Here is a 24,217-nt window from a genome sequence, read left to right on the forward strand (position 1 = left end):
ACCCGCTTCTCCGGTCTACACCGGCCCGATCCTCTATTCCGAAGTGAGTTCTCCCGATGACCGCCGTACACGAAACCCCTCTCTCGATCGCCACCGATAACGCGGTGCACGTCGCTCCCGTCGCCGGTTACCTCGGCGCCGACGTCTCCGGCGTCGATCTGCGCGAGCCGCTGACCGACCAGCAGGTCGCGGCCATCACCGACGCGCTGCACACCTACAAGGTGCTGTTCTTCCGTGATCAGCACATCGACCACGCTCAGCAGATAGCCTTCTCCCGCCGGTTCGGCGCGGTCACGCCGTCGCACCCGTACGATGACGACGCGCCCACCGATCACCCCGAGATCCTCGCGGTCGACAGCCGGCTGTACGAGAAGCGCTTCGGTGTGCGGAAATTCAGCTACACCAACCACTGGCACACCGATGTCTCCGCGCTGATCAACCCGCCCGCGGCCTCGATCCTGCGCGCCGAGATCGCCCCGGAACGCGGCGGCGACACCGGCTGGACGAACCTCGTCGCCGCCTACGAGAACCTGCCGGAGTCGCTCCAGCGTTTCGTCGAAGGGCTGCGCGCCGAACACCGGTTCGGCGGCAGCAGGCCGGTCTGGGATGCCGACAGCGACTACGCGAAGAAGGTCGCGGCCGCGCCGCTGGTCACCGAGCATCCGGTCGTCCGGGTGCACCCGGTGACCGGCGAACGGGCCCTGTTCGTCAACCCCGGCTTCACCACCAGGATCGTCGGACTCGCCCCGCATCAGAGCGACGCCGTGCTGAAACTGCTGTTCGACGAAGTGACCAACCCGGCCTACACGGTGCGGTTCCGCTGGCAGAAGGGCAGCATCGCGTTCTGGGACAACCGCGTCACCGCGCACCTCGCGCCGAGCGATCTCGACCACCTCGACGTCACCCGGGTGCTGTACCGCACCACACTCGAGGGCGACATCCCGGTCGGCGTGGACGGTGAGCCGTCGAAGTCCATCGCCGGAGCGAAGTTCACCGGCGCGTAGGAACCGGACAGGCGGAATCGGCCGGGTACCGCGCAGGACGCCCGGCCGATTCGCGCCGTCACGACATGTGCGAGCCGACCAGAACTACGGCCGGCCGACTCGGGAACCGCTGCCAGGGGAATCATGCGGTACTCGGCCGTCACGGCGAGCTTCTCGAACTGCCGAAAGCCTGCTCGACCGGGCTCATCGACAGGCACCAGGCCGCCCACTGGGCTACGGGTGCACCGGCGGCGTCGGATCTGTCGTCGCCAGCACGGCTCGCTCCACCTCGTCCCAGGTCGGGACGTGGAGCACCCACTCGGGAATCGGCTCCGGCTGCACGCCGAACAGCAACCGGTACGGCACCAGATCACGCAGCACGCGGTGCACGTCGAGGCGGTCGTCGATCATGTGCGTGATGCCGAGTTCGGCGCAGTGCACCGCCTTGTCCCCCCGGGCACGGCAGAAGCGCACATTGTCGCGGGCGATCCCGGTCCGGTCGTAGAAGTCGTGGTGGTCGAGCCACTGCCGGGTGCGCTGCTCGATCTCGGGGCCGCATTTGGAGATGACCCACGCGCGTCCCTCGAAGCGCTGCACCAAGCGCGTCAACACCTCGAAAGCGCCCGGGCTGGGCGGGGTGCGCAGCGCCTGCTCGAGACCGCCGGAAAGAAACACCGTGTCCTCGTCCCCGGGCGCCATGGCCGCCCCTTGGATGACCCGGCCGAAATCGACGCCGAGCCGGGGCTGCCTTCCATCGTTGTGAAGTCTTTCGTTCATACAGTTCCAGCGTGCGGCATGCGCCCCGTCTCCCGCCAGCGGATTTCACCACAGGCGACCGGCGGCGCGGCCTGGTCCGCCGTGCGCGGAATTGGGTGCGTCGAGCGCCGAACGGTTGCCGGCGAGCGGCGCACTCGCGACAGTGGGAAGGAAAGCCGCGGCGCTCGCCGCGGCGGCTCGGGTACATATGAAGGAGATATTCGTGCGCTTCGGCATCTTCATTCCGCAGGGGTGGCGGCTCGATCTGGTCGGCATCGACCCAGCCGACCAGTGGGGGGTGATGCGAGACCTCGCCCAGCGCGCCGATGCGAACTCGACGTGGGAATCGCTGTGGGTGTACGACCACTTCCACACCGTTCCGGTCCCCACCGAAGAGGCCACGCACGAAGCATGGACGCTGATGTCGGCGTTCGCCGCCACCACCTCGCGCATCCGCCTGGGCCAGATGTGTACCGCGATCAGCTACCGCAACCCCGCCTACCTCGCCAAGGTGGCCGCGACGGTCGACCTCATCTCGGGCGGCCGTGTCGAGATGGGTATCGGCGGTGGCTGGTACGAACACGAGTGGCGCGCCTACGGCTACGGCTTCCCGTCCGCGGGCGAACGACTGGGCCGCCTCGACGAGGGTGTACAGATCTTCCGCCAGGCCTGGACCACCGGTTCGGCCACTCTCGACGGCAAGTACTACCAGGTCGACGGCGCTATCGTCCGTCCGCTTCCGTTGCAGGAGGACGGTATTCCGTTGTGGATCGCGGGCGGCGGGGAGAAGAAGACGCTGCGCATCGCCGCGAAATACGCCAAATACACCAACTTCAGCGGTGATCCCGACGAATTCGCGCACAAGTCCGAGGTGCTGCGCGCGCACTGCGCCGACGTCGGCAGCGACTTCGACGCTATCGTCCGCAGTTCGAACTTCAACGTCGCCATCGGCTCGACCCAGGCCGAAGTCGAGGATCGCCTCGCCGCGCTGACCGCACGCCTGACTCCCGTCATCGGCGCCGACTCGGCCGAGACCTACCTGGACATGCTGCACAGCAGCGGCGCCACGATCGGCACTCCCGAGCAGATCATCGAGAACCTACGCCGAGTTCGCGACCTCGGCCTCGGCTACGCCATCCTCAACTTTCCCGAAGCCGCCTACGACACCTCCGGCATCGAACTCTTCGAACGCGAAGTGATTCCCGCGTTGAGTTGATCGCCCACGAACAGGTCTTCCGAGCGGCCGAGCCCGCGAAATCCACGCTCGGCCGCGAGACCGGAGGCCGCCGACGCTCCGCGCGGGCGCGGCGAACAGCACAGTTCACCGTTTACGGGCGACCGCGCTCCAGCAGTTGACTTGCGAGTCGAGCCATGCCGGTGACGCGGTGGCCGGGCGCCACTGGTTGGCGACGACGATTCCCGGGTCCAGAAGTTCCAATCCGGTGAAGAACCGGGCGAATTCGTCCCGCGTGCGCGTCTGCGCATAGACCCCGCTCTGCCGATACACGTCGAGCGCATTGTCCATGATCTCGGGTTCGAGGTCGGCGGTGATATGCGAGACCACGAGGAACGAACCGGGCGCGAGGGCATCCAGCAACGTCTCGACGATGCCGTAGGGGTCCTGCTCGGCGGACAGGAAGTGCAGCACCGCGACCAGGCTCAACGCCACCGGGCTCTTCAGGTCCAGGGTGTCGGCGAGTTCGGGCGCGGACAGGATCGCTCCCGGGTCCTTCAGGTCGGCGTCGATGTAAGCCGTGCGTCCCTCCGGCGTACCGGTGAGCAGCGCGCGGGCGTGGCTCAGCACGATCGGGTCGTTGTCCACGTAGACCACCCGCGCTTCGGGGCTCGGCGCCTGGGCCACCTGGTGCAGATTCGGTTCGGTGGGGATGCCGGTACCGATGTCGAGGAACTGCACCACACCCATCGCGGTGAGAGCGTTCACCGCGCGGTGCATGAAAAGCCGGTTCTGCCGAGCCGCGACACGAGCGGTGGGAAACGCCGCGATCACCTTCTCGGCCGCGTCCCGATCCACTTGGTAGTGGTCTTTCCCGCCCAGGACGTAGTCGTATATTCGGGCGCTGCTCGGCACGCTCGAGTCATGGATTGCCCTGAGCGGCTCACCGTTGCCGCCGAGATCGGTCATCGTCGTTCCCATCACTACCGGATCGCCTCTGCGCCAGCATATTCCAGATGCGGACCGGACACCGCACCACAACGGAGGCCCGGCATGGGAATAGGCCGCCGGGTGGCCCCCGGGCGGGAGGCCACCCTGTTCGCTACGCCGATCACAGCATGCAGGAGACGCAACCCTCGACTTCGGTTCCCTCCAGGGCCATCTGGCGCAGCCGGATGTAGTAGAGGGTCTTGATGCCCTTGCGCCAGGCGTAGATCTGGGCGCGGTTGAGATCGCGGGTGGTAGCGGAGTCCTTGAAGAACAGCGTCAGCGACAGGCCCTGGTCCACGTGCTGGGTGGCCGCGGCATAGGTGTCGATAATCTTCTCGTAGCCGATCTCGTAGGCGTCCTCGTAGTACTCGAGGTTGTCGTTGGTCATGTAGGGCGCCGGGTAGTAGACGCGCCCGATCTTGCCCTCCTTGCGGATCTCGATCTTCGACGCCACCGGGTGGATGGAGCTGGTGGAGTGGTTGATATAGGAGATCGACCCGGTCGGCGGGACCGCTTGCAGGTTCTGGTTGTAGATGCCGTGCTCCATGACCGAGGCCTTCAGCTCACGCCAGTCGTCCTGGGTCGGGATGTGCACGCCCGCGTCGGCGAACAACTGGCGGACGCGATCGGTCTTCGGCTCCCACGCCCGATCGGTGTACTTGTCGAAATACTCGCCGCTGGCGTACTTCGATTCGGGGAAGCCGCCGAAGTAGGTACCGCGCTCGATCGCGATCCGGTTCGACGCCCGGATCGCGTGGTAGACCACGGTGTAGAAGTAGATGTCGGTGAAGTCGATGCCCTCTTCGGACCCGTAGTGGATCCGTTCCCGCGCCAGGTAGCCGTGCAGGTTCATCTGTCCGAGACCGATGGCGTGCGAGGAGTTGTTGCCCTGTTCGATGGACGGCACCGAGTAGATGTGGGTCTGGTCCGACACCGCGGTCAACGCCCGGATGGCCACCTCGATGGTCTGTGCGAAGTCCGGTGAGTCCATCGTCTTGGCGATGTTCAGCGACCCGAGGTTGCAGGAGATGTCCTTGCCCACCTTGGCGTAGGACAGGTCGTCGTTGAACTCCGAGGGCGTGGAGACCTGCAAGATCTCCGAGCACAGGTTGGAGTGGGTGATCTTGCCCGCGATCGGGTTGGCCCGGTTCACCGTGTCCTCGAACATGATGTACGGGTAACCGGACTCGAACTGCAACTCGGCGATGGTCTGGAAGAACTCGCGCGCCTTGATCTTCGACTTGCGGATGCGCTTGTCGTCGACCATCTCGTAGTACTTCTCGGTGACGTCGATGTCGGCGAACGGCTTGCCGTAGATGCGCTCCACGTCATAGGGCGAGAACAGGTACATGTCCTCGTTCTTCTTGGCCAGCTCGAAGGTGATGTCCGGGATGACCACGCCCAGCGAGAGCGTCTTGATGCGGATCTTCTCGTCCGCGTTCTCCCGCTTGGTGTCCAGGAACCGGTAGATGTCCGGGTGGTGCGCGTGCAGGTACACCGCGCCCGCGCCCTGACGCGCGCCGAGCTGGTTGGCGTAGGAGAACGAGTCCTCGAGCAGCTTCATGATCGGGATGACGCCCGAGCTCTGGTTCTCGATCTTCTTGATCGGCGCACCGTGCTCGCGAATGTTGCTCAGCAGCAGAGCGACACCGCCGCCACGCTTGGACAGCTGCAGCGCGGAGTTGATCGAGCGCCCGATGGACTCCATGTTGTCCTCGATGCGAAGGAGAAAGCAATTGTGGACGACGGCGCCGCGAATCGTGTAGGTGTGCGTGCGCTCCACGTGGAGGTTGTACACCTTATCGGGAGCGTACTCGGTGCGCTCGATCGCTCGGACACCGTACACGTGGCGGCCGTGAACGACCTGGTATGTTGTGCGCTTCGTGCCTTTTCGCCCGGTGTAGTTGTACAGGTTCTTGCCGATGTCGAAGATGAACTCTTCATTGGTGCCGGGCAGGCCGGGCACGAATATCTGCCCGGTTGGGTTCCCGGCCTGATTGAGGTAGCTGCGGACCACCGACACGATGCCCAGGCGCCGCAGAATCAGCTGTACCTGATCGATCAGCTCGGGATTGACCAGATCGAGCACCATTCCACCGCTGGTGCTGCATCCGTCGCCACGGAAGAGGCCGGCTACCAGGCCACGCAGGAAATCTTCGTCGGCGGTCATCACTTCGTGTGACAGCCGCTTGGTCGCGTAGCCCGTGCCGGCCAGCGACAGCATCAACGATGCGACGACCTTGCTGTTGCATACCATTCGGGTGGAGTGGTCGGAATGGTTGGTGTGCAGGGTCAACTCGGCCCCGAACACCTGCTTGAAGGCCATGCCCAACTCGACGTGGTACTCGGCTTCGTGCGCGCCGAGAGTGAAGTGAACGCCGTTCGGCGCGACCCCGTCCACACCCGAGCGCTTGGACACATGTCCTTCGGCAAGGTACCAACCGAGGATCAGGCCGAACTCGTAGGACTCCTCGACATACCGGTTGACCGCTACGAAATTCTGGTTGTACCGCTGCTTGTTCCGATGCTTGGCGTCCACATTCACTTTACGAATCAGCCCGTCGACCTCCTCGTAGCGGCCCGCCCCGACGACGTCCATCAGATCGAAAACGCGGCGGTCACGCGTGTCGAGCGGAGCGGTCGTCACGATGAAATCGGACGGGTGCACATCCTGAGCCGCCAACCATACGAAACCGTTGAACGGGTCGGCACCGTCGCCATCGATCAGGGTTTCGACGTCACGGGTGGTCCAGACCAGGATCGGATGCTCCGGGGTGCACCGGATCGGCTCCTTGTGCCCGAAGTGCGAAATCGAGACCAGCGCCTGATCGTTCGGGTTCTCGATGAGCTTCTCGACTACCGCGTACGAGCCGTCGTGCGACAGCACACGGTCGCCCGGGCGCAGGCTCTCGATCGGGCGGGGGCCCTCGCTGGTGTCCACCGGGGTACCGGCGGGGAAGCACGACACCGGCTCGCCGCGCTGCTTCTTGCCCGAGTTCAGGAAGGTCGGGGTGGCCGGCTGGAAGCGGCCCTCGATGATCTCGTCGACCAGTTTGCCCGCCAGCGCCTCGTCACCGGCGGCGAGGGTGAGCGCCACCATGCACACCCGGTCCTCGAACCGCTCCAGGTAGCGCTTGCCGTCGAAGGTCTTCAGCGTGTAGGAGGTGTAGTACTTGAAGGCGCCGAGGAAGGTCGGGAACCGGAACTTCTTGGCGTAGGCCTGCTTGAACAGTTTCTTGATGAACTCGCGGCTGTACTGGTCGAGTACCTCTGCCTCGTAGTAGTTCTCCTCGACCAGGTAGTCCAGCTTCTCGTCCAGATTGTGGAAGAAGACGGTGTTCTGGTTGACGTGCTGCAGGAAGTACTGGTTGGCGGCCTCACGGTCTTTGTCGAACTGGATCTCGCCGTCCGGACCGTACAGGTTCAGCATGGCGTTGAGGGCGTGGTAGTCGAGGACCTCGCCCGCTTCGGCGCCGCGGACCGGGGGCTGCTCTAAGCGAGCTGTTTTTCCGGCCGGTGCTGTCGTTGCTGTTGCCAAAACAATCCCAATCCCTCTCGGACGCGTTCGACGTCCTCAGCGGTTCCCATGAGTTCGAAGCGATACAGGTACGGCACCCCGCACTTGCGTGCGATCAGCTCGCCCGCGTAGCAGAAGGTGTCGCCGAAGTTCGTGTTGCCCGCCGCGATGACACCGCGCAGCAGGGCGCGGTTGTGCGGATCGTTGAGGAACTTGGCGACCTGCCGCGGTAGGAAATCCTTATCGGATCGGTCGCCCCCCAGCACGTGCCGACCGCCCCCATAGGTGGGGACGATCAGCACGTACGGTTCCTCTACGCGCAGCGAGTCGGCGGTGTGCAGTGGTATGCGAGTCGCCGGGAGTCCCAGCTTCTCGACGAAGCGATGCGTGTTCTCCGAAGCGCTGGAGAAGTAGACCAGCGCCGTCGTCTCCGACATGGTCGCCTTCCTTCTTCTCGGGAGTGCCGCGCGGCGGACCACCCGGCGCTCGCCCCTCGGATGAACAGGAAGCTGCGCAGGCTTCAGGCCGCCACGGTCGCGAGCGACTTGATGCGGTCGGGCCGGAAGCCCGACCAGTGATCGTCCCCCGCCACCACGACCGGCGCCTGCAAGTACCCGAGGGCCATGACGTAGTCACGCGCCTCGTCGTTCTCCGAGATGTCGATGACCTCGTAGTCCACCCCGGCCTTGTCGAGGGCCTTGTAGGTGGCGTTGCACTGGACGCAAGCGGGCTTGGTGTACACGGTGACGGTCATTGATGTCCCTCTCTCCTTGTGCCTGATCCACAGCCTGAGATCCGTATGCATGCACGATCGACGTATGCTGCGCAAACTCCTGGAGCCGGACCCGAATCCCCTGATCAGCCACGCGTGGCCGACCTCTGATGAGCGGGGCCTCTCACCGTCTTCCAGTAGCGAAGACACTACACCTAGTGGCCGACAGATTCCTACAACACGACATGTAGCGAGTCACATCGGTGAAATTCCATCGAGAGAAGTACCAGGACGCTCGATTCACCCCCGCATCAAACAGTGGCGCAGATCACTGATCGGCGCTTCAGCTTACTTTCAGCAACCCCCCAGGCGTGCGAAGAGGGCCACCGCCGCGCAGGCCACGGTGACCCTCGTTCGAAACCGGAGATGGAGCTTACACCGACGCCAGTTCGCCGCGCGTGGCCTCGACCAGTTCGCGCACGGTGCCGGCCAGCTGGGTCAGCGCCTCGGCATCGTCGCGCGGATGCGCGGCGCCGAACCGCTCGCCGATGACGCCGAAGTGCAGATGCGCGGACTCGACCACCCGCGCACCCGCTACGCCGAGCGCCTTGACCGCGTCGCCGTGCGCCCACTGCGCCGCGTTCGGGCTGATCGACGCGCTCACCACGGCGGTGGGCTTGCCCTTGATGGCGCCCGCGCCGTAGGGGCGAGAGGCCCAGTCGATCGCGTTCTTCAACACCGCCGACAGCGTGCCGTTGTACTCCGGGGTCACCACCAGCAGGCCGTCCGCCTCGGCGACCGCGTCGCGCAGCGCCTGAGCGGCCACGGGAACCGAACCGGGCACGTCGATGTCCTCGTTGTAGAACGGGATGTCGGCGAGTCCGTCGTAGAGGGTGACCTCGACACCCTCCGGCGCGGTATGTGCGGCGGCCTCGGCCAGCCGCCGGTTGACCGAGGCGGCACGCAGGCTACCGACGAGTGCAAGAATGCGGGTCTGACTCATGACGACTCCTGGTGTACTGAATGAGGTGGTGTCCGTACGTTCATCACACACTAACCGGACCATGGTCCGATTACTTCCCGCGGAGTCTGCGTGAGCGCTGTGAACTACCCCACACCCGACGCGTCGCCATCCGGCGTACGTGGGCTGCTCGACGTCGGTGCGCCGCTGCCCGGCACGTCGGGGCCCGCCGAACGCGCCGACGCGGCGCGCAACCGCCGCCTGTTGCTGGACGCGGCGCAGCAGCTGGTGCGTGAACAGGGCGTCGACAGCCTCACCATGGACGCGCTGGCCAAACGCGCCGGGGTCGGCAAGGGCACGGTATTCCGCCGGTTCGGCAACCGGTCCGGCCTGATGCTCGCGCTGCTGGACCACTCCGAGCAGAAGTTCCAGGAGGCGTTCATCTTCGGGCCGCCGCCGCTCGGCCCGGGCGCACACCCGGTGGAACGACTGGTCGCCTTCGGTCGAGCCCGGCTGCTGGACATCGAAGTGGAAGGCGAACTGCATCGCGCCGCCGAGATCGGCGAGGCCGGTGACCGCTATTCCGGCGGGCCGTACGGATTGCTGCGCGCGCATGTCGCGATGCTGCTGCGGCAGGCCGACGTGACTGGAGACGTCCCGCTGCTCGCCGACGGACTGCTGGCGATGATGGGCGCGGCGCTGGTAATACACCAGATGCAGGTTCTCGGCTATACCCGCGAGCAGATCGGCGACAACTGGGAGAGCGTCGTTCGGCGCGTCGTCGCCCGGTGAAACGCCTATAGACTCGGGCGCCATGGGGAACCTGCGCGAACAGATCATCAGTGAATTGGGCGTCCGGCCGACGATCGAACCGAAGGACGAGGTACGACGCCGCGTCGATTTCCTCAAGGACTATCTGAACGCCACCCCCGCACGAGGTTTCGTTCTGGGCATCAGCGGTGGGCAGGACAGCGCGCTGGCAGGCCGGCTGTGCCAGCTCGCGGTCGAGGAACTGCGCGCCGACGGCGTGGACGCCACCTTCCTCGCCGTCCGGCTGCCCTACGGCGTGCAGGCCGACGAGGCGGACGCGCGAATCGCGGTGCGGTTCATCCAGCCCGACCGCGAAGTCGTGGTGAACATCCGGCCCAGCGCGAACGCCGCGGCCGCCGAGACGGCGACCGCGTTGCAGGTCCACGAACTGCGGGACTTCGTGCGCGGCAACATCAAAGCGCGCGAACGCATGGTGATCCAGTACGCGCTGGCCGGACAGGAGAACCTGCTCGTGGTCGGCACCGACCACGCGGCCGAGGCGGTCACCGGATTCTTCACCAAGTACGGTGACGGTGGCGTCGACCTCACTCCGCTCACCGGCCTCACCAAGCGTCAGGGCGCCGCGCTGCTCCAAGAACTCGGCGCACCGGCCAGCATCTGGTCCAAGGTGCCCACCGCCGATCTGGAGGACGACCGCCCCGCCCTGCCCGACGAGGAGGCGCTCGGCCTGCGCTACAGCGAGATCGACGACTACCTGGAGGGCAAAGAGGTCACTCCGGAGGTCGCCGAGCGGCTGGAGACCATCTTCCGCGGCACCCGGCACAAGCGCACTGTCCCGGTGACTCCGCTGGACACCTGGTGGCGTTAGAGGCCTAGCGAGCCGCCTCGCTTTCGGCGAGACGGCGAGCCAGGAACCGCCGCGCTTGATCGTTGCGCGCCAGTGCCAACGCCACGCGGTAGTTCGCCGCGGCCTCCCGCCACCGGCCGCTGCGTCGCAGCAGGTCGGCGCGGGTCGCGGGGACCAAGTGCGATCCGGCCAGCCGCGGATCGTCGGCGACCTCGTCGAGGGCGGCCAAACCCGCGTCGAATCCGCGGGAGAATCCCACGGCCACGGCGCGGTTCACCGACACCGCCGGTGACGGGGCCAGCCGCAGCAGTTCGTCGTATTCCGCGGCGATCGAGTGCCAGTCGGTCCGCGCCCAACTCGGCGCTGTCGCATGCGCGGCGGCGATGCGCGCCTGCACCAGGTACGGGCCGCTGCCCTCGGCTTCGGCGGACCGCAGGCACGCCAGCCCCGCCCGCACCATCGCGTGGTCCCACCGCGGCCGATCCTGTTCCTCCAGTGGCACCGATTCCCCGTCGTCGCGCCGACGCTGCTCCCGGCGGCTGTCCTGCAACAGCATCAGCGCCAGCAGCGCCCGCGCCTCGGGTTCCCCTGGAAGCAACTCGCACAGCAGCCTGCCGAGCCGGATCGCCTCGTCGCACAGCTCGTCGCGCACCGCGGTGGGACCCGAAGTGGCGGAATACCCTTCGGTGAACACCAGATACACGCACGCCAGCACACCCGGCACCCGCTCCGGCATCAGGTGCGCGGGCGGAACCCGCAGCGGGATGCCCGCCTGCCGGATCTTCGCCTTCGCACGCGTGAGCCGTTGCGCCACCGTGTGTTCCGGTTGCAGGAAGGCACGCGCGATCTCGGCCGTCCGTAACCCGCACACCAGGCGCAGCGTCAGGGCCACCTGCGAGGGTCGCGCCAGTGCCGGATGGCAACAGGCGAAGATCATCCGCAGCTGGTCGTCCGGCACCGGTGACACCTCGTTCTCCTCGCTCGGCGTCCGGGTCAGGACCGCGTCGTATTCCTTGGCCGCCCGCGCCGACTCGCGCCGCAGCCGGTCCAGCGCTCGATTGCGGGCGGCCGTGGTGATCCACGCCCCCGGGTTCGACGGCAGCCCGCGCTCCGGCCAGGTGCGCACGGCGTCGGCGAATGCCTCCTGCACGGCGTCCTCGGCCAGTCCGATGTCGCCGACGGTCCTGGCCACCGTCGCCAGAGCCCGGCCGAACTCGGCGCGGTAGACGGCGTCGATCGTCGCGGCCTGCCCCGTCCGCACGTCAGTCGCCCAAGTCCACGACCCGGCGCAGCTCGGTGCGCCCGCGCTCGCCGAGCGGGATGGCCGCCGCGATCCGCACCGCCTGCTCCCGGTCCGGCGCGGCGAACAGGTACAGCCCGTCGACCACCTCGGCCGACTCCGCGTACGGACCATCGGTGAGCAGCAGCTTCCCGTCGCGCACCCGCACCGTGGTCGCCGAGGACGGCGGTTGCAGCGCCCCGCCACCGCGGAGGGCCGCCGCGTGCTTCTCACCGAACCGCTCATGGTCGGCGACCGCGTCGTCCCACTCCGGGCTGCCCGGCGCGATCACCGCGTCCGGCACTTCCCACAGCAGCGCCAACCACCAATCCGCGCGCGGGGTGTCGTGGGGCGACCACATCACCATGGGGCGCACCTCGACCGCTCCGTCCTCGGCGGCGGGCACCTGACGCGCCAGCCGGATGGCCTCGTCCAGGTCGGCGGCCTCGAAGACGTAGAACCCGCCGACGACCTCGGCCTGCTCCGCGAACGGGCCGTCGGTGACGAGCGTCCGACCGTCGGCCCGCCGGATGTGCAGCGCGTCGGCGGAGGGGTACAGCGCCACGCCGCCCGCGACCGCCGCGGCCTCGCGTTCCTCGAACGCCGCGTACTTCGCCACCTCCGCGTCGAACTCCGGGGTGCCGGGCCGGACCCCGGGGCCGTCTTCACGTCCTACCAGTGTCGCCAGGTAGTGCATAACGTCATCCTTCCTCGCAGCGAGGGGCTCGGATACCCCTTCTACTCGGACGACGAAACGCGCGGGCCGATCTCTACACTTCGCCCGGAGAAATCCCGCGCGGCCTCAGCGGACTCGCCCGCCGTTCGCCTCGGCGGTCGCGCAGCAGATCGCGGATCAACTCGACATAGATCCGCTCCGGCGCGGAAACGCAGGCACCCTCTGCCCATGTCGTGTCCTGCCGAGCGGTCGGCGAAGGCCTTTATCCCGCCCCAGCGCCTATCCGCCCGCGAAGGGTGGCAGGACGTCGACACTCGGGCTGAGCGCGGCCGTGGGGTCGCGGGTGAGTTCGTCGCCGATCAGGTAGGCGCACACCGACAGCATCTTCTCCAGGTCCGTGCCGTAGGTCGCCGACAGGGCGGCCCGCAGGTCGGCCACCGTGGCTCCGGCCGGGAGATCGAGGGTTTCGCTGTCCTTGCCGACGGCGTCGGCGATCGCGGCGAAATAGCGGATCTCAACCACCGATGGCTCCCATCGTCCGCTCCGGAGGAACGAAGCCTTCGGCGTCGATCCCGTGACCTGCCCACTTGTCCCACATCGCGCCGCGCCAGAGGGTCGCGACCTCCTCGTCGCCCGCGCCGGAGCGCAGCGCCTGGCGCAGGTCGAATTCCTGGTCGCTGAACAGACAGGAGCGCAGCATGCCGTCGGCGGTGAGCCGGGTGCGGTCGCAGGTGTCGCAGAACTTGCGGGTCACGGTCGCGATGATGCCCACGGTGCCGGGCCCGCCGTCGACCAGCCACTTCTCCGCGGGAGCCGACGGGTCGGCGCGGCCGACCTCGGTGAGTTCGAACCGGGCGCCCAGTACGTCGAGCAGTTCGGCGGCGGTGACCATGTTGGCGCGGGCCCACTCGTGGTCGGCGTCGAGCGGCATCTCCTCGATGAAACGCAGCTCACAGCCCTCGTCCAGGCACCAGCGCAGCAGATCCGGTGCTCCGGCGAGGGTTTGGCGCATCAGGACGGCGTTGACCTTGATCGGGGCCAGCCCAGCGGCCCGGGCGGCACGGATGCCCGCGAACACCGATTCGAGGCGGTCGCGGCGCGTCAGCCGCGCGAAACCGGCCCGGTCCACCGTGTCCAGCGACACGTTCACCCGGCGCAGGCCCGCGGCGGCGAGGCCGCGCGCGCGGTGTTCGAGCCCGATACCGTTGGTCGTCATCGCCAACGGGATGTGCGGCACCTCGGCATGGCACCCGGAGATGATCTGTTCCAGATCGCGGCGCATCAGCGGCTCACCCCCGGTGAAGCGGACCTCACGCACCCCCAGATCCCGCACCGCGAGGCGCACCAGCCGAACGATCTCCTCCACCGTGAGCAGTTCGTGCCGCGGAATCTCCGGCAGCCCCTCCTCGGGCATGCAGTAGGTACAGCGCAGCGAGCACTTCTCGGTGATGGATACGCGTAGGTCGCGGGCGACGCGTCCGAAACGATCCAGCAAGTAAGGGGTATCGGGCCGGCCGGCGAGCGAGGGACGCCCGGAACGCACGGCGGGAATCCCGATCTCGACCAGAGTCACACGTCCATTATGACCGCCTGTCCCGATTCGTCTGCGGGCGGAATGGCGCGCCGGCTGCTCACCATGGGGACGGTCCCGCGGTGAGGCCCGCGTCCGGGTGGGGTGACCTGCGCACGGACGGCGCACGGCCACGGAGGCGGAGAATCGCCCGGATCGGGCGTTAGGCTGACTCGCATGAACCCTCGGCCCGCCGACGTCTCGGCCAGGCCCGTCGACGACTACCGCGCCGCCATCGAACAGCTGCTGCGGCCGCTGGCCGCGCGCGCGGTCGAGTCCGTCGAGGTGCCGCGGGCGCTGGGCAGGCAACTGGCCGAGGATGTCCGTTCGCCGATCGACCTGCCGGTGTTCCGCAACTCCGCGATGGACGGATACGCGGTGCGCGCGGAATCGGTGCTGGTCGCCCCGGTCACCCTGCCTTTGACCGGCGTGGTCGCGGCAGGTGCCGCGGGCCGCACGCCCCTGCCGCCGGGCGCGGCGATGAAGGTGATGACCGGCGCGCCGATCCCGCCCGGCGCGGACTGCGTCGTGCCGGTGGAGGACACCCGAGCGGGCGACGGCACGGTGACCATCGAGCGTGGCCGCGGCGCAGGCGACTTCGTGCGTGAGCCGGGCACCGACGTACGCAGCGGCGACCTGCTCGTGCGTACCGGGACCAGGCTCGCGCCCCGGCATGTCGCCGCCCTCGCCGCGGTCGGCCTGCCCGCGGTGACGGTCTTCCGCCCGGTGCGCGGCGCGGTGATCACCACCGGCGACGAGCTGGTCGAGGCCGGAAAGAGGCTGCGTCCCGGGCAGATCTACAACTCCAACGGCGTCGCCCTCGCCGCGGCGCTCGCGGCGAACGGCGTCGAGGTGGTCTCGGTCGCGCACAGCACCGACGATCCGGCGCGTTTCCGCGCGCTGCTGTCGGCCGCGACGGAGGCCGCCGATGTGGTGTTCACCTCCGGCGGGGTGTCCAAGGGCGACTTCGAGGTGGTCAAGGACGTGCTCGAGCCCATGGGCGGGCAGTTCGGTTCGGTCGCGATGCAACCGGGCGGCCCGCAGGGGCTGACCGTCGTCGAGGGTGTGCCGGTGCTCAGCTTCCCCGGCAACCCGGTCAGCACGATGGTGTCGTTCGAGGTGTTCGCCCGCCCGATGCTGCGCCACCTCGCCGGGCTGCCCGAGGTGGACGCCTACGAGCTTCCGCTGCGCAACGCCGTGGCGCGCTCGCCGGAGGGGAAGCGTCAATTCCTGCGCGGCAAGCTGGTCGGCGCTCCGCGCAAGGCGCACCGGCATCCGGAGGCGGTCGAGGTGGTGTCCGGGCCCGGCTCACACCTCGTGGCGGCCATGGCGTGGGCCGACGTGCTGATCGACGTGCCCGCCGAGGTCACCGCGCTGCCCGCCGGAGCGTTTGTGCGAGTGTGGTCCTTATGAGCGAGTTGTCCCATGTCGATCACGAAGGTCGCGCCCGCATGGTCGATGTGAGCGCCAAGAGCGAGACCACCCGGATCGCCGTCGCCGCGGGCGAGTTGCGCACCACGGCCGAGGTGGTCGCGCTGGTGCGAGCCGACGACATGCCGAAGGCGGACGTGCTGGCCACTGCCCGCATCGCGGGCATCGCGGGAGCGAAGAAGACCGCCGAGCTGATCCCGCTGTGCCATCAGCTGGCGCTGTCGTCGGTGCGGGTCGAGTTCGGTTTCACCGACACCGCCATCACGATCGAGGCCACCGCGAAGACCAAAGGCCCCACCGGGGTCGAGATGGAGGCGCTCACCGCGGTCGCGGTCGCCGGGCTCACCCTGCACGACATGGTGAAAGCGGTCGACCCCGCCGCTACGCTCACCGACGTGCGGCTGCTCACCAAAGAAGGCGGCAAGCGCGGGCACTGGGAGCGCCCGGCCGAAGCGGCCTCCGAGGAGAGCGAGATCCTGCCTTCCGCTGATGACGAGCTGTCCTCCGATGACGCGGATGACGCGGATGACGCGCAGGACACCCCGGAGTACGCCGAGCCGGAATTCGACGGGGAGGAACGCTCGGCGGTGGTGCTGGTCGCGTCGACCGGCGTCGCGGCGGGCACCCGCATCGACACCACCGGCCCGGCGCTCGTGGACTGGCTGGCCGGTCTGGGCTTCTCGGTGCGCGGTCCGCTGGTCTACGCCGACGCCGAGATCGAGATCGGGTTGTCCGACGCGTTGCGGTTCGAACCCTCCCTCGTCATCAGCACCGGCGGAACCGGCGCCTCGCCGACCGACGGCACCCCGGAAGCCACCCTCGCCGTGCTCGATCGCGAACTTCCCGGTGTGGCGGAGGCGATCCGGCAGCGCGGTACCGCGAAATTCCCGCTCGCGGCCCTCAGCCGCGGTGTGGCCGGGCTCGCCGGCCGCTCGGTGATCGTGAATCTGCCGGGATCGCTCGGCGGCGTCGAAGACGGCATGGCGGTGCTGGAACCGCTGTTGGATCATCTGCTCGCACAAGTTGCCGGAGGTGGAAGTCATGACAACGGCTGAGGCCACGGTCCGGCTCGCCCGGATCAGCGACCAGCCGCTCGACCCGGCGGAGGTCGAAGCGGCGGTCACCGGACCGCATTACGGCGCGGTCGTGGTGTTCACCGGCAAGGTCCGCGATCACGATGGCGGACAGAGCGTTTCGTCCCTGGAATACTCCGCGCACCCGCAAGCGGAGCGTTTCCTGCACACCGTCTGCGCCGAAATCGCCACCACGCACGGCTTGCCGGTCGCCGCCGTGCACCGCGTCGGGTCGCTCGGCATCGGCGACCGCGCGATCGTCGTCGCGGTGGCGGCGGCGCATCGCGGCGAAGCGTTCGCCGCGTGTGCGGAACTGGTGGACCGGATCAAACACGAGGTGCCGATCTGGAAGCGCCAATTGTTCGCCGACGGCCTGTCCGAATGGGTGAACGCCTGCGGGTGATCTGTCCGTGACATGAATCTCATGACGAATCAACACGGCCGGTATAGCGTGTGCGCCGGGCTGCGATCGGAATGCGCTTCCGTCTCGCTTCGCTCGTAAGCCGAGGTGGGCCGATCGGTTGCGTTGGGAAGGAGCACGCGATGGGAACCGACCAGGTTTTGCTCCACCGATTCGTCATCTCGCAACTCACCGCGGTAGGCGTGGACCGCGACCGGCTGCTGCGGGAATCCGGTTTACCGGAGTGGACCATGGCGGGCGAGGATCTGCACCTGCCCAGCCAGACGTTCTCTCGGCTGTGGGAGATCGCCGAACACGAATTGGGTGACCCCGACGTCGCGTTGAACGTGGCGAGCCGCTACGAGCTGACCTGCCTCGGCCTCTACGACTATCTGTTCTCCTCGGCCCCGACGCTGGGGGCCGGACTGGCGACCTGCGGGCCGTACGTCACCGCGGTGACCACCAATCACCGATTCGACCTGGTCGCGGAGAACGACGAGGAGGTCACGCTCTACCTCGACATGATCGATGGTGCGGGCCGTGGCCGTGACCTGACCCAGCTGTGGGGCCTGAGCGCGGTGCTCAGCCGGGCGCGGCGCGTGGTGCGTGAACCGCTGGCCCCGCTGCGGGTCTCGCTGCGCCAGCACGCCCCCGCACGAATCGAGACCTTCGTCGAGGTGTTCGGCACCACCGCGATCGAGTTCGACGCGCCGGTGGACGCCATGACCTTTCGCGCCTCGGACATGGATCTACCGTTGACCACCAGCGATCCGGTGCTGGCCGGCATACTGCAGCCGCTGGCCGCGGCTCTTCCGCCGCCGCCACCGCTGGCCACGGCATGGCCGGAACGGGTCGCGACGGCCCTGGCGGACTGCCTGGACGAAGGCGACGCCTCCCTGGAGCGCGTGGCGCGCAGGCTGGCCACCAGCCCGCGCACCCTCCAGCGCCGGTTGCGGGAGGCGGGCACCACGTGGCGCGCGGAACTGGATCGGGCGCGTGGCGCACGGCTGGTCGCCGCGACCGCCGCCGGGCCGCTGAGCGCGTCGCGCCAGGCGGAGATTCTCGGCTACTCCGATCCGGCATCGATGCGGCGAGCGGCTCGGCGGTGGTCGCTGGCCATCACCGAGCATCGCACCGAGCGGGCGGATCGGACGTTCACGTCCTGAGGAAACGCGCCGCGATCGACCAGAACGTCGCGTCCTCGATCGCACGGAAATCCCAGCTCTTGGCGATGGCGTGGGTCTCGGCGACGATCGCGGGAACATCGAAGTCATCGCGGGTGGCGGTGCCCTTGGCCTCGAGCGCCTGGATGACGTACGCGGTGGCGCTCTCCATGGAATCTGACACGGAACTCCCATCGGTCGCAGGACGATTCGGTCGGTGACGGATCGGCTGCCGGGCGGCGCCGCGCGCGGCAGTACGCTCCCGTGCCCCCGGACCGGCGGACACGCCTTCAGTCTCACGAAAAGACCACTCGGTCACCAGCACCGAACGCGCCATGTCGCGACCGAACGCGCCAATCTGGCGCGTTCAGTGCGGCGTATAGCGCCACACGCCGAGCATGCTCTGCGGGTCGAGCGGATCTGCGGCGTCGTGCACGGTGTCGTGCAGCCGGGCCAGGGCCGTGTCGGTGTGCAGGCCCGCCCCGATGAGCACCAGCTGCGCGCCCCGCGATTCGCCGCGCGACCAGCTGCCCGACTCGAAGACGATGTGGCGACCGACCATGTGCATGACGAATTTCCTGCGCTCGTCCGCAACCCCGAAGGCGGCGAAGCCTTTGGCCCGGAACAATCCCGGTGGCGGGTCCTCCAGGAAACCGATCAGCTTGCGCGGGTCGAGCGCTCGTGCGGTGGTGAACGAGACGCTGGTGTAGTCGTCGTGCATGTGGCGGTGCCCGGCATCGTGGTCGTGGTCGTGGTCGAGGAGTAGTTCGTCGAAGCTCAGTTGCTCGGCCACCAGCGGCCGTTCGCGCAGCGGTTCGTCGAACAACAGCCCGGGATCGATCCGGCCGTAGGTGGTCGCGTACACGGGCACCGGGCCGACGAGTGCCGCGATGTCCGCACGCAGTCGCGCGAGTTGCTCGGGCGCCACCCGATCGGCCTTGTTCACCACCACCAGATCGGCCAGGCGCAGATGGGTGCGCAGTTCCGGATGACGGGCGCTGCTGTCCGGGAACTGTTCGGCGTCGACCACTTCGACCAGTCCTCCGTAGCGCAGGCGCGGGTTGTCGCTGCCGAGCACCATCCGGATGAGATTGCGCGGCTCGGCCAAGCCACTGGCTTCCACCACGAGGACGTCGATTCCGGCGCGCGGCTGCGTGAGCCGGGTGAACAGCTCGTCCAGCTCGGTGACGTCGACCGCGCAGCACACGCAGCCGTTGCCGAGCGAGACCATGGCGTCGACTTGCCCCGCGACCAGCATCGAATCGATGTTGATCGCTCCGAAGTCGTTGACGACGACGCCGATCCGCGTCCCCCGGTTGTCTCGCAACAAGTGATTGAGCAGCGTGGTCTTCCCCGAACCGAGAAACCCCGCGACGAGCACAACAGGAATCCGGTCTGCCATTCCGCTCACCCTAGTGCGCCCGCCCGACCCGCGAAAAATGCCGGACGCCACCCTCATGGTGGTGAGGATGGCGTCCGGTGGGTTCGGTGTGCGGACTATTTCGAGGGGCCCAGCAGCATGGCCGCCAGGCTGTAGCCGAGGTTGATCAATTCCGTGGTGATGGCGTTGTCGTCCAAGCCCAGCATCTTCGCCAACGGCATCAGCAACTCCATGATCGAGGCGTTGCCGCCCGCGGTCCCCGGGGACTGCTGGGCGTACGGCGTGTCCGGCGACTGGGCTCCGGACGCGCCCGGCGCATCCGGTGTCGCCGAAGTGCCCGGCGACTGCGGTGTCGCCGCGCCCGGCGCCGACTTCGGCGTCGAGGCGCCCGGAGCGGACTGCGCCTGCGGCACCGCGGGGGCCGCGGGGCTCTGGGGCACCGCCGGGATCGTCTGCGCCTGCGGGATCGCCGGGTTCTGGGCCTGTGGAGTACCGGGGGTCGTCTGGGCTTGCGGAGTACCGGTGTTCGTCTGGGCTTGCGGAGTACCGGTGTTCGTCTGCGCTTGCGGAGTACCCTGATTCGCCTGGCCCTGCGGCGTGCCCGGGTCCGAGGCGGGGCGATCGAACGACGTACCCGGCGGGATGGGCTGCGCTGCCTGCTGATCCGGCGAAGCGCCGGCTTGCGGTCCGCCGAGCAGGTAGCCGACCAGGCCGGTGGTCAGCGCGATCGCGTGCTTGAGCTGCCCGTCCGGGGTCTCCAGCAGCGCCGCGTCCTCGGGATTGGCGCCGTTGCCCATCTCGAGGAACACCACCGGAACGGTGGTCAGGGCGGGCCCTGCCACGTCCTTGCGGGTCTGCAGCCCGTCCACCACGCCGCCATAGTTCGCGGGCGGGAATCCCGCCTGGCGATACGCGTCGCGCACCGACGTCGACGCGGCGCGTCCCGCACCGGACTGCGCCTGGTCGACGATCAGATTCGGGATGGGCAGCTCCGGGACGATCAGGTGGAACCCGCGATACTGCGCGGGCGCGCTGTCGGCATGGATGCTCACCGCCACGTCTGCGCCGGACTGGCTCGCCGCGCGGGCGCGGTCGTCGACGCAGCCGCCCCAGTTCGTGTCGTCCTGGCGGCTCAGCACGACGCGCGCGCCGAGTGTCTCCAGCGACGTCTTGACGACCTGTGCGACGTTCCAGTTGATGGTGTGCTCGGGAACGCCGTTCATGGTGGTCATGCCGGTGGTCTGGCAGTCCTTGGTGCCGCCGCGACCATCGCTGACCTGTCTTGCCAGGTCCTGGGAATGGTTCGGCCCCTGATGTCCGGGGTCGAGGAACACGGTCTTGCCCGCGAGTTTCTTCGACATGTCCAGCGCCGACGGCGCCGCGTGCGCGGTGACCGGCAGCAATCCGGACAACGTCACCGTTACCGCGGCCGTGACGGCGGTACAGATACCGGCCTTGACGATGCTTGGCTTCATAGTGCGGTCGGCGCCCCGGGACGGGGCGCCCCTCCCTTCCCACTTGTAACACCAAACCCACTGGTTACTCTGACAACACGTGTATCAGCGAAGCAAGTTACGTAATCGAAGTGTTACGGCATGCGCAGCGCCCGGTCGGCGAACGCGCCGAGACAGTTTGCGCAGAGATAGCAGAGCGTAATGCATTCGGAGCCACACCGTGCCGATCGGCACGCAGAAGACGTCGAAGTTGCTGCTGGATACGGGCAAGCCGGACTACCTTCGCGACAACCACGCGCCGCGGCACGGAACAAAGCCAGTAGCTGGTACACCAGAAGACCCCTTGCCAAGCCTGTCGGCGAACTCGTGGTTGCGTAAGGCGGGACTCGACGAGTTCGGGTCGGCATCGCCCGGCCACACCGACCGATCGCCGGGCAGCCGAGCCCGCGTCCACCCGCGCGAAATCGCGAATTCGGGCCACACCACCCGGTCCGTTCTGGTATTCCTGGCCGCGGAGATGCGGGGATCTCCCGAGTCGGCCGCGGCGGCGGAAGTACGTGGACGCGGCGGTAGTACAAGTCAAGGAGAACGGTATGCGTGCAAGCGCCCTCCTACTCGCGGGAGCCATGACCTGCGCGGCGACCCTGCTCGCCACGGCAACGGCGGCGGCCGAACCCGCGAACACCATGCCGCACGACGGCGTCTACCTGGTCGGCGTCGATATCGCCCCCGGCGTCTGGGAGGCGCCCGGCGCCTCCGATCCGGCCTACGCGTGCGACTGGCGCAGGCTGTGGAAGGTCGAGGGCGACAACACGAACATGCAGTACATCATCGCCAACAACTACACCCGGCTCAGCCCCGTCCGGGTGGAGATCGAGCCGACCGATGTCGGCTTCAAGACCGAGAACTGCGGTCCGTGGCGGTTGTCGCCGACCCCGCCGCCGACCGGATCGTTCGGCGGCTGAGCAACGGCGCACGTCCCGTCGGCGGCGTATCGCCGCGCGTTCGGCGAACGCTAGGGTCAGCCGCATGACGAGGAGCAGGATTCTGATCACCGGCGCGAGCACGGGTCTCGGGGCCGCCATGGCGCGGGACTTCGCGGCAAAGGGCCGCGACCTCGCGCTGTGCGCCCGCAGGCTGGACGCGCTCACGACGCTGCGCGACGAGCTGCGGGCCACTCATCCGGAGGTCACCGTCGCGGTGCGCGCACTCGACGTGGACGACCACACGGCGGTTCCGCGCGTCTTCGGCGAACTGCGTGACGAGCTGGGTGGCCTCGACCGCGTGATCGTCAACGCCGGGATCGGCAAGGGAGCGCCGGTCGGCAGCGGAAGGGCGGATGCGAATCTGGCCACGGCGACCACCAACTTCGTCAGCGCGCTGGCGCAGGCGGAAGCGGCGCTGGAGATCTTCCGCGCGCAGGATGCCGGGCACCTGGTTCTCGTCTCATCGATGAGCGCGGTGCGCGGGCTGCCCGGCAAGAAGGCGGCCTACTCGGCGAGCAAGGCGGGCGTCGCCGCACTCGGTGCGGCATTGGCCACCGAATTGGCCCGTTCGCCGATCGCCGTCACCACGCTGTTACCGGGTTTCATCGCCACCGACATGGCGGCCAAGGCGGGCGACGCGCGAATGGTCGCGCCGCTGGACAAGGGCGTCGCGGCGATGGTGGCCGCCATCGAGCAGGAGCGGCGCCGGGCCTGCGTCCCCGGGTGGCCGTGGCGGCTGCTCGATTTCGCGCTCCCCCACCTCCCCGACGCGCTGGTGGCGCGGATGAGCTGAACAAGGTAGCGGGGCGCGAGCGCACCGGCGCGGCCGGGCGCCGACGGTGCTGTCGGGAACTCGCCAGCTCGGATGCCGCGGAGCTGCTGGACTCGACGCCGTGTCCACACTCCGCACCACTGAACGCACCGCCCGCAGCGCACCCACCGGTTGGCCCGCGGTTGTCGCGGTGATGCTCGGGATCTTCTCGATCGTCACCACCGAGATCCTGCCGATCGGGCTGCTCACCTCGATCGGCGCCGACTTCACCGTCTCCGATGGCATGGCCGGCCTGATGATGACCATGCCGGGGCTGGTGGCCGCCGTGGCGGCGCCGGTCGTCACCGTCGCCACCGCAGGCATCGATCGACGGCGGATGTTGTGCCTGTTCATGCTGCTGCTGGTGCTCGCCGACACGCTGGCCGCGGCCGCACCGGATTATCGGGTGCTGCTGGTTTCACGGATCCTCGTCGGCATCACCATCGGCGGCTTCTGGTCCATCGCGGCCGGACTGGCCGAACGGCTCGTACCCGCGGACTCGGTCGCCAAGGCCAACGCCGTGATCTTCTCGTCGGTGCCGCTCGGCTCCGTGTTCGGCGTCCCCGCGGGTACCTTGCTGGGTGAGATCGCCGGTTGGCGAACGACTTTCCTCGTGGTGGGCGCCTTCGCGGCCGTCGTGCTGGCCATGTTGATCGCATTCCTGCCCGCGCTGCGCGCCGAACAGGTCACCCGGGCCGCGGTTCTCGGTACCCTGCTGCGCCGCCCGGGTATCCACTTCGCCCTGCTGGTGACATTCCTCGTCGTCTCGGCCCATTTCGGCGCATACACCTACGTGACGCCATTCCTCGAGCAGGTCACCCGGGTCGGCCCCGGCACGATCACCTTGCTCCTGCTCGTCTACGGCGCGGCCGGTATGTGCGGCAACTTCCTCGGCGGGGCCTCGATCGCGCGCAGACCCCGCGCCACCCTCGCCGCAGCCACGGCGCTGATCGCGGCCGCCACACTGCTGCTTCCCTGGCTGGGCCAATGGTCGTTCGGCGCGGCAGTTCTGCTCGTCGTGTGGGGCGTCGGGTACGGCGCGGTGCCGGTGTCTTCGCAAGCATGGTTCGCGAAAGCGGCCACGGACGCACCGGAAGCGGCCTCGGTGCTGTTCACCGCCTCCTTCCAAGCGACGATCTCGCTCGGCGCGCTCGCGGGTGGCGTGCTCGTGGACCGTTCTTCGCCCGGACTCGTCATGGCCTGCGGCGGATCGACCGCGTTGTCGGTCGTCGCGGTCGTGTGGGCCCACCGCCGCCGAGACCGGAGACAGTTGGCGCACTGA

Annotated in this window: 23 protein-coding genes and 3 pseudogenes; 11 read left to right on the forward strand and 15 right to left on the reverse strand. The window is 68.2% G+C overall.

Annotated features, from left to right (window positions below):
- Positions 1–56 precede the first annotated feature (56 nt).
- On the forward strand, positions 57–1,004 hold the full coding sequence (locus M8859_RS02750) for a TauD/TfdA dioxygenase family protein (protein WP_159921211.1): 948 nt from the start codon (positions 57–59) through the stop codon (positions 1,002–1,004).
- A gap of 213 nt (positions 1,005–1,217) precedes the next feature.
- On the opposite strand, the gene M8859_RS02755 is transcribed toward M8859_RS02750, so the two are convergent.
- A complete protein-coding gene (locus M8859_RS02755; protein ID WP_195069340.1) occupies positions 1,218–1,760 on the reverse strand; it encodes a hypothetical protein in 543 nt (180 codons plus the stop codon).
- Between the two features lie 202 nt (positions 1,761–1,962).
- Here M8859_RS02755 and M8859_RS02760 point away from each other — a divergent pair, with 202 nt between their 5' ends.
- Positions 1,963–2,955, forward strand: coding sequence for an LLM class F420-dependent oxidoreductase (locus M8859_RS02760; RefSeq protein WP_159921209.1), 993 nt, complete (start codon positions 1,963–1,965; stop codon positions 2,953–2,955).
- A gap of 105 nt (positions 2,956–3,060) precedes the next feature.
- Here M8859_RS02760 and M8859_RS02765 read toward each other — a convergent pair whose 3' ends face one another.
- The 7 genes and pseudogenes from M8859_RS02765 to M8859_RS02785 all read right to left on the reverse strand — a co-directional run bounded on the left by M8859_RS02765 (position 3,061) and on the right by M8859_RS02785 (position 9,135).
- Positions 3,061–3,882 carry an SAM-dependent methyltransferase gene (locus M8859_RS02765; protein ID WP_159921207.1) on the reverse strand — a complete coding sequence of 274 codons (822 nt, stop codon included), beginning with the start codon at positions 3,880–3,882 and terminating at the stop codon, positions 3,061–3,063.
- Between the two features lie 142 nt (positions 3,883–4,024).
- Positions 4,025–5,641: pseudogene (nrdE, locus tag M8859_RS37465) on the reverse strand (class 1b ribonucleoside-diphosphate reductase subunit alpha); the annotation flags it as partial.
- 24 nt (positions 5,642–5,665) lie between these two features.
- Positions 5,666–6,871: pseudogene (locus tag M8859_RS37470) on the reverse strand (LAGLIDADG family homing endonuclease); the annotation flags it as partial.
- A pseudogene (locus M8859_RS37475) lies at positions 6,860–7,333 on the reverse strand (ribonucleotide reductase N-terminal alpha domain-containing protein); the annotation flags it as partial. The pseudogenes M8859_RS37475 and M8859_RS37470, both read right to left, overlap by 12 nt.
- A 62-nt stretch (positions 7,334–7,395) precedes the next feature.
- The gene (gene nrdI, locus M8859_RS02775) at positions 7,396–7,857 is read right to left on the reverse strand and encodes a class Ib ribonucleoside-diphosphate reductase assembly flavoprotein NrdI (protein WP_159921205.1); all 462 of its coding nucleotides are present in this window, start codon (positions 7,855–7,857) and stop codon (positions 7,396–7,398) included.
- An 83-nt stretch (positions 7,858–7,940) separates the two neighbouring features.
- On the reverse strand, positions 7,941–8,174 hold the full coding sequence (locus tag M8859_RS02780) for a redoxin NrdH (protein WP_039799742.1): 234 nt from the start codon (positions 8,172–8,174) through the stop codon (positions 7,941–7,943).
- 391 nt (positions 8,175–8,565) lie between these two features.
- A complete protein-coding gene (locus tag M8859_RS02785; protein WP_159921203.1) occupies positions 8,566–9,135 on the reverse strand; it encodes an NAD(P)H-dependent oxidoreductase in 570 nt (189 codons plus the stop codon).
- A gap of 144 nt (positions 9,136–9,279) precedes the next feature.
- Between M8859_RS02785 and M8859_RS02790 the strand changes: the two genes are divergently transcribed.
- Together M8859_RS02790 and nadE are read left to right on the forward strand one after the other, a co-directional pair.
- Positions 9,280–9,885 carry a TetR/AcrR family transcriptional regulator gene (locus M8859_RS02790; RefSeq protein WP_159921344.1) on the forward strand — a complete coding sequence of 202 codons (606 nt, stop codon included), beginning with the start codon at positions 9,280–9,282 and terminating at the stop codon, positions 9,883–9,885.
- A 22-nt stretch (positions 9,886–9,907) separates the two neighbouring features.
- Positions 9,908–10,732: an NAD(+) synthase gene (gene nadE / locus M8859_RS02795; RefSeq protein ID WP_195069342.1), complete on the forward strand. Its 825-nt coding sequence runs from the start codon at positions 9,908–9,910 to the stop codon at positions 10,730–10,732.
- 4 nt (positions 10,733–10,736) lie between these two features.
- Here nadE and M8859_RS02800 read toward each other — a convergent pair whose 3' ends face one another.
- The 4 genes from M8859_RS02800 to moaA all read right to left on the reverse strand — a co-directional run bounded on the left by M8859_RS02800 (position 10,737) and on the right by moaA (position 14,239).
- Positions 10,737–11,972, reverse strand: a complete 1,236-nt coding sequence (locus M8859_RS02800) for an RNA polymerase sigma factor (RefSeq protein ID WP_249643706.1) — start codon at positions 11,970–11,972, stop codon at positions 10,737–10,739.
- A 1-nt stretch (position 11,973) separates the two neighbouring features.
- Positions 11,974–12,687, reverse strand: coding sequence for a YciI family protein (locus M8859_RS02805; RefSeq protein WP_159921197.1), 714 nt, complete (start codon positions 12,685–12,687; stop codon positions 11,974–11,976).
- A 258-nt stretch (positions 12,688–12,945) separates the two neighbouring features.
- A complete protein-coding gene (locus M8859_RS02810; protein WP_159921195.1) occupies positions 12,946–13,188 on the reverse strand; it encodes a MoaD/ThiS family protein in 243 nt (80 codons plus the stop codon).
- A complete protein-coding gene (gene moaA, locus M8859_RS02815; protein ID WP_195069343.1) occupies positions 13,181–14,239 on the reverse strand; it encodes a GTP 3',8-cyclase MoaA in 1,059 nt (352 codons plus the stop codon). Before moaA ends, M8859_RS02810 begins: the two co-directional genes overlap by 8 nt.
- A 174-nt stretch (positions 14,240–14,413) precedes the next feature.
- On the opposite strand from moaA, the gene M8859_RS02820 reads away from it, so the two are divergent.
- From M8859_RS02820 to M8859_RS02835, 4 genes are all read left to right on the forward strand, one after another.
- Complete coding sequence (locus tag M8859_RS02820) at positions 14,414–15,649, forward strand: molybdopterin molybdotransferase MoeA (RefSeq protein WP_195069344.1); 1,236 nt, start codon at positions 14,414–14,416, stop codon at positions 15,647–15,649.
- Entirely contained in the window at positions 15,646–16,722 is a 1,077-nt protein-coding gene (gene moaCB, locus M8859_RS02825; RefSeq protein ID WP_249643707.1) for a bifunctional molybdenum cofactor biosynthesis protein MoaC/MoaB, read from the forward strand. Before M8859_RS02820 ends, moaCB begins: the two co-directional genes overlap by 4 nt.
- Positions 16,709–17,143: a molybdenum cofactor biosynthesis protein MoaE gene (locus M8859_RS02830; RefSeq protein ID WP_159921187.1), complete on the forward strand. Its 435-nt coding sequence runs from the start codon at positions 16,709–16,711 to the stop codon at positions 17,141–17,143. Before moaCB ends, M8859_RS02830 begins: the two co-directional genes overlap by 14 nt.
- A gap of 140 nt (positions 17,144–17,283) precedes the next feature.
- Positions 17,284–18,306 (forward strand): AraC family transcriptional regulator, encoded by a 1,023-nt coding sequence (locus M8859_RS02835; RefSeq protein ID WP_249643708.1) that lies wholly within the window; start codon positions 17,284–17,286, stop codon positions 18,304–18,306.
- Here M8859_RS02835 and M8859_RS02840 read toward each other — a convergent pair.
- From M8859_RS02840 to M8859_RS37480, 3 genes are all read right to left on the reverse strand, one after another.
- The gene (locus M8859_RS02840) at positions 18,296–18,487 is read right to left on the reverse strand and encodes a hypothetical protein (protein ID WP_159921183.1); all 192 of its coding nucleotides are present in this window, start codon (positions 18,485–18,487) and stop codon (positions 18,296–18,298) included. The genes M8859_RS02835 and M8859_RS02840 overlap by 11 nt on opposite strands.
- 183 nt (positions 18,488–18,670) lie before the next feature.
- The gene (locus M8859_RS02845) at positions 18,671–19,705 is read right to left on the reverse strand and encodes a CobW family GTP-binding protein (protein ID WP_249643709.1); all 1,035 of its coding nucleotides are present in this window, start codon (positions 19,703–19,705) and stop codon (positions 18,671–18,673) included.
- Between the two features lie 95 nt (positions 19,706–19,800).
- Positions 19,801–21,159, reverse strand: a complete 1,359-nt coding sequence (locus M8859_RS37480) for an N-acetylmuramoyl-L-alanine amidase (protein WP_159921179.1) — start codon at positions 21,157–21,159, stop codon at positions 19,801–19,803.
- Between the two features lie 572 nt (positions 21,160–21,731).
- Between M8859_RS37480 and M8859_RS02855 the strand changes: the two genes are divergently transcribed.
- The 3 genes from M8859_RS02855 (at position 21,732) to M8859_RS02865 (ending at position 24,217) form a co-directional block, all read left to right on the forward strand.
- The gene (locus tag M8859_RS02855; protein ID WP_195069347.1) at positions 21,732–22,103 is read left to right on the forward strand and encodes an Rv1352/Rv1906c domain-containing protein; all 372 of its coding nucleotides are present in this window, start codon (positions 21,732–21,734) and stop codon (positions 22,101–22,103) included.
- 64 nt (positions 22,104–22,167) lie between these two features.
- Positions 22,168–22,917: an SDR family oxidoreductase gene (locus M8859_RS02860; RefSeq protein WP_249643710.1), complete on the forward strand. Its 750-nt coding sequence runs from the start codon at positions 22,168–22,170 to the stop codon at positions 22,915–22,917.
- A gap of 100 nt (positions 22,918–23,017) precedes the next feature.
- Positions 23,018–24,217 carry an MFS transporter gene (locus M8859_RS02865; RefSeq protein ID WP_223521525.1) on the forward strand — a complete coding sequence of 400 codons (1,200 nt, stop codon included), beginning with the start codon at positions 23,018–23,020 and terminating at the stop codon, positions 24,215–24,217.

It is taken from the genome of Nocardia sputi, assembly GCF_023501985.1.